We start from the raw sequence: 13,841 nt of genomic DNA, 5'->3' as shown, positions 1-13,841 counted from the left end.
CTACTCACCTCTCTTCCCCACTGCTTTAAAGAGTGTTACAAATGAATCTATGATAATGACAATATAGGATGTCATAATCCCTATGATGACGCCGTAGAGATTCAGATTTTCTGGATATCTCATAGCGATGACCACACCAAGTATGGCGGCGGCCATTCTTGAAAAAGAACCTAATGTGACAGCTTTGCGACCTTCGGCAACCGCTTCCGTGAACTTCTTCACTTTCTTATGCAGCAACCAGTGGCTGTAAATGCTTATCACTGTCCCAAGGATCAACCCTAGGAACCATTCTTGGTATGGGGTAACTCCCCAACCTAATACAAAAAAGGCAAGAAAAAATAAGAAATACTTCATATGCCTCATAAACTGTTCGGTTGATTCGGGCATATTTATGACTCTCCTGAGAAGAATTTTTGGACCAAGTATAATACTCCTATTACACCAGCTGCTAGTCCTAAAAGAAGTCCAATAATAAGGAACAATGGTTCAGTACCAATTTCTCCATCCAGCCATCTTCCTGCAAATAATCCGACTAAGGTGGGACCAACTAAGTAGGAAAGGATTCCGGACATTAAAGCCATTGCTTGGAATGGGCGGCGTTTATCTTCCATAGAAAACACCCCGTTTTACATGCGGTAAAAGTTTAGAGGTCTTACTGATAAATCGATGCTAAATATGTATAAAATTGGTTTTAAAAAGCTTATGAAAACCCTATCATTTTATACCCTTTGTAAGCATACAATAGCACTTTGTCAATGTCAATGTGTTCTAAGGAAAAATCGACATTCTTTTCAATGGTAAGATTTCTCTTTCAACCCGCTTTTCCGCTATGTATTTACCCAGTAAAAAAACAGCCAAATGATGAACAGTTTTCCTCATTCGGCTGTTGTATAACATTATTTTATCACATATGACATATAGGTTAAGTTTGTCGATTGTGAACATTATGTGACTATTCGATTGTTTCAGGTTGTGTTGCTTGACATGGTTCGACAAAAATGTCCTTAGGGAAGGGTCTCAGGGGACAGGCACGACGACCCTTCTCACTCAAAGTAAAGATCCGCTTCCACGGTATCTTCCTTGTCCAGCTTCTTCGCAAAGACGACTGCTTTGACAAGCCCCTTTACTTTCACACGGTCTGCCGGGATCTGATTTTTATATAATCCACGAGGTAAGTCCCGCTCCCAATCCAGATAGTCGATGAAGTGAAGCGTATCTGATTCATAAAGGGCTATTCCTAATTCCTCTGCCCCCTCTGGCAAATACACCTCGTATTGATATTCTCCTTCTTTATCTCCATAGCCGAACTGAAAGCCCATGATACGCGGATAATTTGGTTCTTCTATTATATAGAGGAAAGGCAGGCGAATCTTTTGGCTGTTTGCGTTCACGACGACCTCCCCCTCATGCATCCCTGCTTTCTGCTGGTTTGGAGTGATGTCTAGTGTGATCTTTGTTTCGCGTTTTTCTTTTGGTTGGAGAGTGAAGGTGATTGGCGTCTTCCACTGCACCCCCTTTTGCTGTTTAGGGGGATCTATTGAATAGGTGACTTCTTTGTCCGAGACGTTTTCAATTGTAATCGGCACTTCTTTTTGCGTTCGCGTTTCTTTCTTCTCTAGCATCCCAAAGTTAAGGGAACCCGGATACACGAGGCTGTTCGTTTGGATGGCTTCTTCCAGCTGGATACGTCCGGTTCCCTGCTCCAAAACGGAATAACTTGATCCGTCTTCTTTTACGAGAGGCTTTGTGGTATTCATTAAGGCAGCCTTCACCTGGGCTGGCGTCCATTCAGGATGGGCTTGGATAATGAGTGCACTCGCCCCTGCCACATGAGGTGCGGCCATGCTTGTGCCTTGTAGAGCAAGATATCCATTTGGAATCGTGCTGTCAATTGCGACACCTGGTGCGACTACATCAGGCTTGATCTCCCACGTGTGTGTCACCGGCCCACGCGAACTGAAGCTGGCAATGTCATCTTTGTGCCATTTGAAAGTCGTCTTCACCATAGAGAAACTTCTTTTCAAATGCTTTTTTAAAAATAACCCGTCTTCTTTGGAGATTGAAACAACTGGCATATCCATTTCGACTTCTAATGTACCAGTAAAATTACCCTCAAGATTATTGTAGATAACTACACCAGCTGCTCCACGCATCTTAGCATGGTGTGCCTTTTCGGAAAAAGGAATTTTGCCGCGTTCGAGCAAAACTATTTTCCCCTCGATCTTTTTGCCTTCCCAATCTTCTTCTTCCCCAAGTCCTGCATACACCATGCCCATCGGCTTGGTCGGAAAATCCCATGGCAGCGAGCCTTGGAGCGGAAGCATCTCTATCTCTCTTTTAGAAAAAATAGGTGACAGATGCGGAATATGAAGCGGCGGTGTGGAGGCTCCGACCGAGATGGCCTCAGACGAAGTTCCGGGGGATCCAACTGTCCAAAGGTTTGGTCCGGAATTACCACTTGAAGTGACTGCCACCACCCCATGCTCTACCGCTTTGTTCAACGCCAGGCTAGTCGGCCAATCCGGACCGTTAATGGTGTTTCCAAGCGATAAATTTAACACGTCCACCTTGTCATGAATGGCCATCTCGATGGCGGCGATAACGTGCTCACTTGAACCATGCCCTCCTGGACCGAGGACTCGGTAGGCAATAAGTTCCGCTTCCGGCGCCACGCCATGAAGATGGCCGTTTGCCCCGACAATCCCTGCCACATGTGTACCATGAAGAGTTGGCATTCCTTGAGACCGCTTCGTCTCCATCGGATCCTCGTCCTCGTCGACAAAATCATATCCGCCTGCATAATTGTCCCTAAGGTCAGGGTGCGTGTAATCAATGCCAGTGTCTATGATTCCCACCTTCACACCTTTTCCCGTGAGATGATTTCCTTCCTTGTCAAAGAGGCGGTGGACCTTCTCTCCGCCGCCGATGAATGGCACACTTTCATCAAGATTAGGGGTGTAGTTGGTGACAGGAGAAACCTCCAGGATTCCTTTTTCCTTTTGAAGCTTTTCCAGATCTTTAAGCGGGCCGTGGACGGCAAAACCTTTGAAGACTGCCGTATAAGTCCGTTTTATCTTCAAGTTGGGATATTGTTGTTGTATTAGATTTTTCACGGAGTCTTGGCTATTTTCCTCCACGATTAAAATAACCGTCTGTTCCTCCAGTTCGTTACTTTTGCTTACTGGAAGTGGCGGCCGTTTTGGGTATTTTGGTATGTTGGTTGTATTGATGGTATGTAATGAGTCGCTTGTGTGTTCGTTCATGGATGTGATGGTGGCTGCACTTGTTTCGTTTAAAGGCTGCACAAGTGTTGAAGCCCCCAGCACTGCGATAAGTCCGATACATAATAAATTTTTCCCTAATTTCACGTCCTTCACCTCTGATATGTAGCATTTGTTATTGGGGAGGGATTATGCATGGGGTGGAATTGGGTGGGAAATTTGATGAGGGTTAGTTTTAGAGGTGGGCGAATTAATCAAATTAACTGCTGAATTAGTCAAAAAGGCAAGGGAATTAGTCAAATAAACAGGAGAAGTATATAAATGAACAAGTCAAATAAACAAGAATCCATATATTCCCACGCGCAACAATAAAAAAGGCTGCTCAAAGATCTCCTTCGATCTCCAAAACAGCCTTACGTTAGTCATTTATTTTGTTCCGTACAGTCTGTCGCCAGCGTCACCTAGACCTGGGACGATGTAGCCTTTTTCGTTCAGCTTTTCATCAAGCGCTGCAATGTAGATATCTACGTCAGGGTGCGCTTCTTTAAGTAATTCCACACCTTCAGGGGCAGCGATTAAGCACATGAATTTGATGTTTTTCGCGCCGCGTTTTTTCAGGGAGTGAATTGCTTCAATGGCAGATCCGCCCGTTGCAAGCATTGGATCGACCACGATGAAGTCGCGCTCTTCCACATCAGATGGTAATTTTACATAATATTCAACAGGTTGTAGCGTTTCTGGATCGCGGTATAAGCCGACATGTCCAACTTTTGCCGCCGGAATCAATTTCAGCATTCCTTCTACCATGCCAAGACCAGCACGTAGAATTGGAACGATTCCTAGCTTTTTCCCTGCTAATACGTTTGATTTTGATATAGAAACAGGTGTTTCCACGTCCACTTCCTCAAGCGGAAGGTCACGGGTAATCTCGAATGCCATTAAACTTGCCACTTCATCAACTAGTTCACGAAACTCTTTCGTACCTGTATTTTTGTCGCGGATGTATGTAAGTTTGTGCTGAATTAACGGGTGATCAAATACGTACACTTTTGCCATTCGAAATCTCTCCTTTTATCATGTCTAGCCGGCATTTATTTAAGCTTTTCCGGCTCTCAAATCACACTTCCATTGATTCTACAGAAAAAGCAGGATTGATTCAAGTTATTTTTCTACAAAAAAGAGAGGTCTAACCTCAGACCTCTCTCCCAAACACCTTTATCCTAAAGAAGGATACAATTCATATTTTCCAGAAACTGCTTCTACACGAACTTTTGCTTCTTCCAGTTTCGTTTCATCTTCGTGATTCTTCAAAGTGAAGGCAATGATGGACGCAATTTCATCCATATCTTCAAGTGTGAAGCCACGGCTTGTGACAGCTGCCGTACCGATACGGATTCCACTTGTCACAAACGGGCTTTCCGGATCGAAAGGAATTGTGTTTTTGTTCACAGTGATTCCTACTTCATCTAACACTTTCTCTGCAATTTTTCCTGTGATGGAAAGAGAGCGTACGTCCACAAGCAAAAGATGGTTGTCCGTTCCGTTCGATACAAGAGAAAGACCTTCATTTTTCAATGCTTCCGCCAGGCGGTGAGCGTTGTCGATGATTTTTTGCGCATAGTCTTTGAATGCCGGTTGCAGTGCTTCGCCAAATGCAACAGCTTTAGCCGCGATCACATGCATAAGTGGACCACCCTGAAGACCAGGGAAAATGGACTTATCAATTTTCTTCGCCCATTCTTCTTTACAAAGGATCATCCCGCCACGAGGCCCACGCAACGTTTTATGAGTGGTGGTTGTAACGAAATCCGCGTAAGGAACCGGATTTTGGTGAAGTCCAGCTGCAACTAGACCGGCAATATGAGCCATGTCGACCATTAAGTAAGCTCCCACTTCGTCTGCGATTTCACGGAATTTCGCGAAATCAATGGCGCGCGGGTAAGCACTTGCACCGGCAACGATTAGCTTTGGCTTGTGCAGTCTTGCTTTTTCTGCCACATCTTCATAGTTGATCGTATGAGAGTCTTTGTCCACTCCATACTCCACAAAATTATATTGAATACCACTAAAGTTGACTGGGCTACCGTGTGTTAAATGGCCACCGTGGGAAAGGTTCATCCCAAGGACCGTGTCGCCCTGTTCTAGAATGGTAAAATAAACCGCCATATTCGCTTGGGCACCAGAGTGTGGTTGAACATTTGCATGCTCGGCTCCGAAAATTTCCTTCGCACGGTCACGGGCAATGTTCTCCGCTACGTCTACGTGTTCACAACCACCGTAATAGCGACGACCTGGGTACCCTTCTGCATATTTATTCGTCAGTACAGATCCTTGAGCCTCCATAACCGCTTCACTCACAAAGTTCTCAGAAGCAATCAACTCGATTTTCGTGCGTTGTCTTGCCAATTCATCCTGGATGGATTGAAACAATTGCTGATCCTGTTGTGCTAATTTCACTTTCGGAATCCCCCTTTAAGTATGAACATCAAATTTAAAATGTTTGAAAAAACAACTACATTCGGCTTTTCAACCTTTACCTCCTCCATTTTATCACGATGGACAATAGATAGAAACAGAAAAGGAAGATTGACAGCGCTTACTTAAAAAAACTTTCGTGAAAATAAAAAAATAACGAAAAAGGGGTCAGACCCTCAAAGGATTTTCGTCATCCATGTCGAAGGCCGACCCACATTTTTTTATTTTGTTTCTGTTGAAGGGTTTTCGTAGGTTGCCCTGGCGCCGCCGATGAGTTTGGGGCGGGTTTTTGCCATGGTGATGTGGGCGTTGCCGATGGATTTAATGGAGCTGCGCACTGGGACGGCGACGTGTTTCAGGTGCATGCCGATTAGCGTGTCCCCGATATCGATGCCTGCGTCAGCTTTGATGTTTTCGACCATCACTGCATCTTCCATTTTGTGATAGGCGTAGGATGCCATGGCACCGCCTGCATGTCTCACTGGAATTACAGTTACTTCATCTAGACCGCGTTTCAACGCTATTTCACGTTCTACTACAAGCGCGCGATTCAAATGTTCACAACATTGAAAAGCAAGCTCGACACCTGTCTCTTCATGAAACTCATTCAAAACAGCAAAAAGTGTTTCAGCGACACCTTCCGTTCCGGCTGTTCCTATTTTTTCTCCAATCACTTCACTTGTGCTGCAACCTACCACTAGAATCTGGCCCTTTTTTAACCCTGCCTGTTCCTGCAAGTCATTTAACAGCTGCTGCAACTGTTCTTTCCACTCTAAATGCAACATGTTACTTCTCCAACTGATGAATCTTATTCACACGGTTTTCATGACGGCCGCCTTCAAATTCGGTTGTCAGCCAGATCTTTGCGATTTCACGAGCAAGCCCCGGTCCGATGACACGTTCCCCCATCGCCAATACATTGCTGTCATTGTGTTCGCGCGTCGCTTTCGCACTGAACATGTCGTGCACAAGCGCACAGCGAATGCCTTTTACTTTGTTCGCTGCAATGGACATCCCAATCCCGGTTCCGCAAATCAAGATACCTCTGTCAAATTCACCTTCTGCCACTTTCATCGCAACCGGCTGGGCATAATCTGGATAATCTACGGAAGTCTCACACTCACACCCGAAGTCTTCAAACTCTATGTTCAATTCTTTTAACAATCCTTTAATCTCCTCACGGATGTTGATGCCACCGTGATCTGAAGCAATTGCCACTCTCATATTTTCATCCCCTATTCGAATGATTCTTTTATAAGTACATCTTACCCGTCTATAGCGAAAAAATCCATTGGGATGTTCGCGGCCTTTTTCCCCCCAACAAAAAAGCCTGAGCAACTAAATGCCCAAGCTAATTACCTTACACTTTAAACCTTGATATCATCCGCTTCAAGTTGCTCGCCTGTCCTGCAAGCTCTTGGGATATTTTCTCGACATCCGCAATCATGCTTGCTTGTTCTTGGGTGGTGGCCGTTACTTCTTCCGCTCCGGCAGAGGTTTCTTCGGCAATCGCCGCCACTTCTTGAGACTGACGTGCCGTCGTTTGGATGCTGTCCATCTGGCGGTCCACAAGGCTTGCGATCTGTTTAACGGATGCCGCAACCTCTAATACAGAATTGGTCATTTCCGCAATCACTGTGTTCGTGGCCGTACCTTTTTCTGCTTCCGCATTTGCCGCCTTCACTTGCCCTGTAATCTGTGTTACAACGTTTTTCACTTCTTCTTGAATGTTTTTGATCAGTTCAGAAATCCCTTGCACCGCTTTGGCACTTTCATCCGCCAAGGAACGGACCTCTTCCGCAACTACCGCAAAACCGCGTCCATGCTCTCCGGCCCGCGCCGCTTCAATGGATGCATTTAACGCTAACAGATTTGTCTGACCAGCAATATCCCCAACAAGGGAGATAATATTTTCTACTTCTTTTGCATTCTTTTCAAGGCGCTCCACTGTCTTTAAGGACGTCTGGTTTTCGCCTGCAAGCTTCTGAATACCTGAAACAAGAGAGTGGATAACCTCTTTACTTTCATCCAGGTCCTTCACCATTTCTTCAGAAAGCTGCTGGGATGATGTTGCTTTTTCATGCACTTCATCGGCAATTTTAATGACTTCCTCCACCGATTCTGCCGTATCTTGAATGGAAGCAGCGGAACTCTCTGCACCTCTTGCTATTTCTTCAATCGTATAAGAAATATTTTCTGCCTGCTCAGAAGCCTGCATGGATACGTTGCTGATTTCTTCTACTTTTTCATTCGTTTTTTCAAACGTTTCGTTAATGGTTTTCACCATGTCCCGCAAGTTATGTAACATGAGGTTGAACGCATCCCCGACCGCACTGATCTCATCACGTGAGTTGGATACCGGCACATCTTCAGATAAATCCCCATTTGCCGCTTTTTGCGCAACCTCTTCTAGTTGTTGCAATGGTTTAGTAATATATCGTGCCGCAAAAAAAGCGAGAATCCCGGACCATGCAATTCCAAGTACCAATGTAAGGACGGTGAAGAGGCTTTCCCCCATAAATCCATCCACATAATCTACTAAAAAATAAATGAAAAAACCACTGACCGTATACGTGATGACCGCTAAAATCGTGGTAAACAACACGAGCTTATAGCGTAAGCCAAACTTATATTTCCCGTTTTCCCCCATCGAACTTCCTCCTCCATGCATGGTCCGCACAGAAATCTCTCTCTTAAATGGCAGCCTGCATGAGTGCTATTTTATTTTTTCTACTATGGACTCTATGACGTTTTGAAGTTCTTCGAATGTCGCGCGATACGTCTCCACAGAGCCACCGTATGGATCCATTACTTCTCCACTTTGCTCAGCAAATCCCTTTAAGGTATATGTTTTACCCAAACTGTTTGGATAACTGTTTTCCAGCAACATTTTATGCTGGGCTGTCATAGTGAAAATGTAATCCGCCCACTCAATCAACTCATCCGACACCTGGGAAGACTGATGCTCAACCGGCAATCCCTTTTCTTTTAACACTTCCTGAGCCTGACTGGAAGCTTTACTACCCGGCATTGCGAATACACCAGCCGATTTAACCTCGACATTCTTTATGTCACGACCTGCCAAGATCGCAGCAGCCATCGGACTTCGACACGTATTTCCCGTACACACAAATAATACATTCATTTTCTGATTCCTCCTTTTCCTTTTATTATAAACGAAAAGAAAGAAGAAATAGTCATAAAGGCCCTCTCTCTAGTTATGTCGGCATAACCGTTGACTTTTAAAGAGGATAAAATAAAAAAAGACCCGCTACAGGCCTTTTATTTTCACACAAAAAACAATAACTTAATGCCAAACCCTAGTAATATACTGCCACCAAGCGCTTCGCTGTAAGACCCGAGCCACCCCTGCAACTTTCTGCCGAAAATAAGCCCCATCCACGTCAACAGCATGCTCACCGCTCCAAACAACAGGATGGTTAACAAGGTTCTAGCCCCGTAAATTCCCAGGCTAAGCCCCACTGAAAAACTATCCAAACTCACACTAAGCGCAAAAACGAACAAACCCGCTCCAACCGGAGAAATCATAGGCCCGTCCTCTTCTTTAAAAGAAGAAAACATCATCTGCAGGCCAAGCAACACGAGGAGTAATCCTCCAATAAGCGTCGCAATCGAGCCGAATTCCTCTGACAGCACCTTGCCCACCGCCATTCCTCCAAGCGGCATGAAAATATGAAAAATTCCAATGGTAACCCCTATGTAAAAGATCTGTCGCAATCTCAGCTTTATCATGCCCATCCCAAGCCCAACGGAAAAAGCATCCATCCCAAGCGCAATCGCCATCAATAATAGTGTCATGAATTCCCCAAACGTAATCCCCATGCTCTGCCTCCCCTTAGGACTTGTCTACTTCAAGATATGCACAAGCCTTCGGGAATAGAAGGAAAATTGGAACAAAAAAGGGACCCCGTGGTTACAGAGGTCCTTTGCATTATTCTTTTATTAACTTATGTCCTGCGGCTTTCTCGAGTCTGTTCATAATTGCCGCACCTACTCCGGTTCTTGGGAAAGTCTCGCTAAAAATTACGTCCACCTTTGTCGCATTAAAAGCGCGTAGACCATCGTATAACTGGCTCGCCACGGTGGTAAGATCTTTTTTTGTACCGCAGGCTATGGCGGTAATTTCTGTGGTTGTTATTTGCGCGATGGTCTCTTCTGTTGCGAGGACACCTACCTTTTGTCCTTTTCGTTGAGCATCTGTGATTGTTTGCTGCAAGAAACTTTCGCTGCCCTCGATCAGATACACCGGCGCAACTGGCGCATAATGCGTGTATTTCATCCCAGGCGACTTAGGTTTATGCTGCTCCTCTTGCGAAAATAAAGCAGGGTCTACGTCCACTTTACCTACCACTTTCTCCAGTTCTTCCTTTGTCACACCGCCCGGCCTTAGGATTACCGGGACCTCCGTCGTGCAATCCACAACGGTAGACTCAAGCCCCACACCCGTTGCCCCTCCATCCACAATTCCGGCGATTCTGTGGATTAAATCTTCCTCCACGTGCTTGGATGTAGTAGGACTGGGTTTTCCAGATAAGTTCGCGCTCGGTGCTGCAAGGGGAAGTCCCGAAACTTCCATCAACGCCCTGGCCACCGCATGATCCGGCATACGGACAGCAAGTGTTCCAAGTCCAGCCGTCACATATTGCGAAACTCCCTCTTTCTTTGGAAGAACCAATGTAAGCGGCCCTGGCCAAAAAGCATCCATTAACTTGTGGGCAAGCTCTGGTACGTTATCCACAAGTTTAGTCAGTTGTTCTATTCTCGATATATGCACAATAAGCGGGTTGTCACTAGGACGTCCCTTCGCTTCAAAAATCTTCAATACAGCCTGATCTGACAAGGCATTTGCCCCAAGACCATATACCGTCTCCGTCGGGAAAGCCACCACTTCATTTTGTTTCAACAAGCTGGCAGCTTCCATAATCTGTGGATAACTGTTTAGTACCGGTTCTTCTTTATCCACAGCCCATAATTTCGTTTCCATTTACTATCCCTCATTCTACCATCTATTAACATGTTAATATGTAAGCATTTCACCTGAAAGTATAAAGAACTTCCACAAATAACACAAGCCTTATCCACAAACTGTGGATAAAGCCTCACCAAACCGTGGATAACTCTGTGGGTAATGTGGATTGAGATGCAAAAAAGGGCGAAGAAGGGGTCTGACCCGCTGTGCGTTAATGCGTTACCTTGTTGATAAGGGGTCTGACCCGCTCCGCGTTAATGCGTTACCTCACTGCTAAGGGGTCTGCCCCCTTAACTCACACACCATCAGTGTGCATCCTTCTTGTTGGGTGATTTCTTGGAAGAAGTCGGATGCGAGCATGGTTTGGGGTGCGGTGTGAATAGGTTGTGGATAAAAGTTGAGCAGTTCGAAAAATTGGATGAAGTTATTTTTGTTGGTAATTAAATAGAGCTGCTCTAATCCTTTTTTTCTGGCATGCTGCTGGGTATGCTCAAACATTTGCAATAACTGAAACTGTTTGACGGACGGACCAATCACAAGTGAGCGCAAAAGCCCAGCACTTCCATACTCTTCTACTCCAATGGTCCCGCAAATTCCCTCATTTTCCTCTTCAAGAATGATAAAATCTTCTATCTTATCTTCCAAATCCACGATACTTATATTTGCTCTTCTTAGAAAAACTTGCAAAGCCCAAAGGTCATCTTGCGTGGCAGATCGTAATACTTTCATTCATTTCACCTCATCTAGTAGTTTTCTAATACTACTCTATTGAGAGAGATGAAAAAGTAGAACCTTAAGCCGTAATTTTATTCCATAGAGATGATAGAATCTCTACTAGGAAGAATTCGACTTCCACTTCTTCCGGTTCTTCATCTACTAGAAAGTCCTGTGTGTTCACTTCGGTACCTGTTTTCGCAGTTGATGCTGTGACTGCTGCTGTCTCTTCATCTGTTTTCTCTTCCGCTTCTTCTTCCTCAAAAGGACTTGCCGTTGCTTCTCCGTTTGAAAAGTCCAGGAAACACAGTGGCGGGAACAATACGCACCACCAATTCGCTCCGGTACCTTCTCCAAGTGTGATCAGAATCGCTTCATAATCTCCTGCAGGATAGATGAACTTTCCGTACATTTTCGTTGGAAAATCCACTCTGCCAAAGTCTACATTATAAGTTTGAACCATGCCTTCTTCTGCCATTACCTCTTCTACAATCTTTTCAATTTGATCCATGTTGCCGGTAATGACTTCGCGAGCATTCTCCATAGAAGTCAATCCTTCCACCCAAACCGTAATTTCCTCATTCACACGATCGCGAATCTTTCTTTTTAGTTCCTGATCCTGTTCACTATCGCTATTTGCTAGAATGCGAAGTCTAATCGCTTCATCCGGAATCACCATCGCACCATTCTTTACATTCGCACCAGCCGTCGCCTGCTCTCCCAAAAGCGAAAGATAAGCCCCCACAAAAAGTAACACTATATATAAAGTAATTTTATTTTTTTTCAACATATCCCCCAACTCCCCTCTAGCAAACAGTCTAGGCAAAAAACAAAAATCCTAAACTACTAAAATGCAAAAAGTAGAGAGAAAAATTTAAAAAAGGGGTCAAAAAAGGGGTCAGACCCCTGCAGGAGATTCCTCCCTCTTGTCGAACGCGCCAGGCAGTGGGGGGTCTTCTGTGATTGTCGAAAAATATGGGGTCAGACCCCTAAAGGTTTTTCTTTCTTCACGTCGAACCCCACGCTAACCAAAGTTTTTGCTAGTTTGCTAGTTTTGAGGTTTGAGGTATGGAGGGTAAGGGTATTTAAACAGGACGGGTTACTTTAAGTAATGTATTTTTTATGAAAGGGAGATAGGCTTTATGAGATCGTTTACTTGCAATATTGAGGCATTCCGCATTGGAGAGATGAAGAGTGCATTCAATCACATCAGCATTCCTATCGTATTTGAAATTTTGGTAGGTGGCAGATGGATGACAGGTAAAGCATTTTACCATCATTATCATCGCACCATTTCGTATGATTCGAACCTGTCCCAATTAATCAATCTGTGTACAGCGGAAAAGAAGGAAGAAATTCGCCAAGCATTTGTGAAATTTGTGGAAGAAAAAACAAATAGAGGCCTGACACTAGCCAGACCTCAGCAGGAAGACGGAGCCATAATGGAAGCGTAATTTAGGTTTAATAGAACCTGTACACCCCTTCCATCATCCGAAAACTAGTACCACCTTGCCCAGATCCACTGAAGCAAGCAAGGTGCAGCTCCCTCCTCCTTTCTCAATAAACATCATCCAATTAGCGCAAAAACCATCCGGTCTTTACCGTTGATGTCCAAAACTACCTCCACCGTGCCTTGAGGAAATGTCTTTTCCAATAACGCTTTTACGGCTTCTCCTTGTCCCATTCCTACTTCAAACGCCACAATGGCCCGTTCATTCAGCACTTTCGGAAGCTCGTCCATGAACCGCTCGTAAAATTCCAAACCTGAAATACCGCCAACCAATGCACGATACGGCTCAAAATCTTTTACTACCGTGGACAGTCCTTCATATTCCTTCTGCGGAATATACGGAGGATTGGAGACGACTACATCCACTTTTATATCTTGCTCGATGAATGGAAGCAATAAGTCACCCTGGAGGAACTCCACATCTGCGCCCAACGCTTCTGCATTATCCATCGCCACTTCCAGAGATTCGCCTGCGATATCTGTAGCATGTACGTTTAACCGTTTATTTTCCAAAGCAAGCGTGATCGCAATGGCACCGCTGCCTGTCCCAACGTCCACAACGCTCAATGTTTCATCAGCCGAACCCGAACTGTTTCCAAAATGCTTTTTCACGCGGTCTATTACGCCAACCACCAACTCTTCGGTCTCAGGTCTTGGAATTAACACCTCTTCACTGACAAAAAAGCTACGGCCGTAGAATTCTTCTTTTCCCATCAGGTACTGCACTGGAATTCCAGCAACATGTTTATGCACGTTGAAAATGAAAGAGCTTTGCATCTCCATCGGCATCATTTCTTGCATTCTACTAAAAAGCTGGGCACGATCCAATTTCATATGGTGTCGCAACAACAATTCTCCCGCATTTTCGTCGCGATCATTCTTTTTTAAAAAAGAAGAAGCCCAGTTTAGGGCTTCGTACACCTTCATGGCC

Annotated in this window: 15 protein-coding genes; 1 reads left to right on the top strand and 14 read right to left on the bottom strand. The window is 44.8% G+C overall.

The annotated features are described in order from the left end of the window. From FZC76_RS05275 to spoIIR, 13 genes are all read right to left on the bottom strand, one after another. Positions 1-387: an ATP synthase subunit I gene (locus FZC76_RS05275; RefSeq protein ID WP_148987217.1), complete on the bottom strand. Its 387-nt coding sequence runs from the start codon at positions 385-387 to the stop codon at positions 1-3. 2 nt (positions 388-389) lie between these two features. Further along, positions 390-611 carry an AtpZ/AtpI family protein gene (locus FZC76_RS05270; RefSeq protein WP_060664618.1) on the bottom strand — a complete coding sequence of 74 codons (222 nt, stop codon included), beginning with the start codon at positions 609-611 and terminating at the stop codon, positions 390-392. A 432-nt stretch (positions 612-1,043) separates the two neighbouring features. After that, positions 1,044-3,368, bottom strand: coding sequence for a S8 family serine peptidase (locus FZC76_RS05265; RefSeq protein WP_148987216.1), 2,325 nt, complete (start codon positions 3,366-3,368; stop codon positions 1,044-1,046). 279 nt (positions 3,369-3,647) lie between these two features. Next, positions 3,648-4,277 (bottom strand): uracil phosphoribosyltransferase, encoded by a 630-nt coding sequence (upp, locus tag FZC76_RS05260; protein ID WP_148987215.1) that lies wholly within the window; start codon positions 4,275-4,277, stop codon positions 3,648-3,650. Positions 4,278-4,436: 159 nt separating this feature from the next. Continuing rightward, positions 4,437-5,678, bottom strand: a complete 1,242-nt coding sequence (locus FZC76_RS05255) for a serine hydroxymethyltransferase (RefSeq protein ID WP_148987214.1) — start codon at positions 5,676-5,678, stop codon at positions 4,437-4,439. A gap of 239 nt (positions 5,679-5,917) precedes the next feature. Continuing rightward, complete coding sequence (locus FZC76_RS05250; RefSeq protein WP_148987213.1) at positions 5,918-6,481, bottom strand: TIGR01440 family protein; 564 nt, start codon at positions 6,479-6,481, stop codon at positions 5,918-5,920. A 1-nt stretch (position 6,482) separates the two neighbouring features. Further along, the gene (gene rpiB, locus FZC76_RS05245) at positions 6,483-6,920 is read right to left on the bottom strand and encodes a ribose 5-phosphate isomerase B (RefSeq protein WP_148987212.1); all 438 of its coding nucleotides are present in this window, start codon (positions 6,918-6,920) and stop codon (positions 6,483-6,485) included. Between the two features lie 136 nt (positions 6,921-7,056). Next, complete coding sequence (locus tag FZC76_RS05240; protein ID WP_148987211.1) at positions 7,057-8,346, bottom strand: methyl-accepting chemotaxis protein; 1,290 nt, start codon at positions 8,344-8,346, stop codon at positions 7,057-7,059. A 66-nt stretch (positions 8,347-8,412) separates the two neighbouring features. Beyond that, the gene (locus FZC76_RS05235; RefSeq protein WP_148987210.1) at positions 8,413-8,841 is read right to left on the bottom strand and encodes a low molecular weight protein arginine phosphatase; all 429 of its coding nucleotides are present in this window, start codon (positions 8,839-8,841) and stop codon (positions 8,413-8,415) included. 143 nt (positions 8,842-8,984) lie between these two features. Beyond that, positions 8,985-9,539, bottom strand: a complete 555-nt coding sequence (locus tag FZC76_RS05230) for a manganese efflux pump MntP (RefSeq protein WP_148987209.1) — start codon at positions 9,537-9,539, stop codon at positions 8,985-8,987. 109 nt (positions 9,540-9,648) lie between these two features. Next, complete coding sequence (locus tag FZC76_RS05225; RefSeq protein WP_148987208.1) at positions 9,649-10,701, bottom strand: L-threonylcarbamoyladenylate synthase; 1,053 nt, start codon at positions 10,699-10,701, stop codon at positions 9,649-9,651. A 258-nt stretch (positions 10,702-10,959) separates the two neighbouring features. Then, complete coding sequence (locus tag FZC76_RS05220) at positions 10,960-11,415, bottom strand: GNAT family N-acetyltransferase (RefSeq protein WP_148987207.1); 456 nt, start codon at positions 11,413-11,415, stop codon at positions 10,960-10,962. A 64-nt stretch (positions 11,416-11,479) separates the two neighbouring features. After that, the gene (gene spoIIR / locus FZC76_RS05215) at positions 11,480-12,190 is read right to left on the bottom strand and encodes a stage II sporulation protein R (protein ID WP_148987206.1); all 711 of its coding nucleotides are present in this window, start codon (positions 12,188-12,190) and stop codon (positions 11,480-11,482) included. A gap of 352 nt (positions 12,191-12,542) precedes the next feature. On the opposite strand from spoIIR, the gene FZC76_RS05210 reads away from it, so the two are divergent. Continuing rightward, positions 12,543-12,854: a hypothetical protein gene (locus tag FZC76_RS05210; protein WP_148987205.1), complete on the top strand. Its 312-nt coding sequence runs from the start codon at positions 12,543-12,545 to the stop codon at positions 12,852-12,854. A gap of 113 nt (positions 12,855-12,967) precedes the next feature. Here FZC76_RS05210 and prmC read toward each other — a convergent pair whose 3' ends face one another. Continuing rightward, the gene (prmC, locus tag FZC76_RS05205; RefSeq protein ID WP_148987502.1) at positions 12,968-13,837 is read right to left on the bottom strand and encodes a peptide chain release factor N(5)-glutamine methyltransferase; all 870 of its coding nucleotides are present in this window, start codon (positions 13,835-13,837) and stop codon (positions 12,968-12,970) included. Positions 13,838-13,841 lie beyond the last annotated feature (4 nt).

The sequence above is a fragment of the Sutcliffiella horikoshii genome (genome assembly GCF_008180725.1).
Taxonomy (GTDB): Bacteria; Bacillota; Bacilli; order Bacillales; family Bacillaceae_I; genus Sutcliffiella_A; species Sutcliffiella_A horikoshii_B.
The sequence above is the reverse complement of the archived record's forward strand: the minus strand, read 5'-3'. Positions and strand labels throughout refer to the sequence as shown.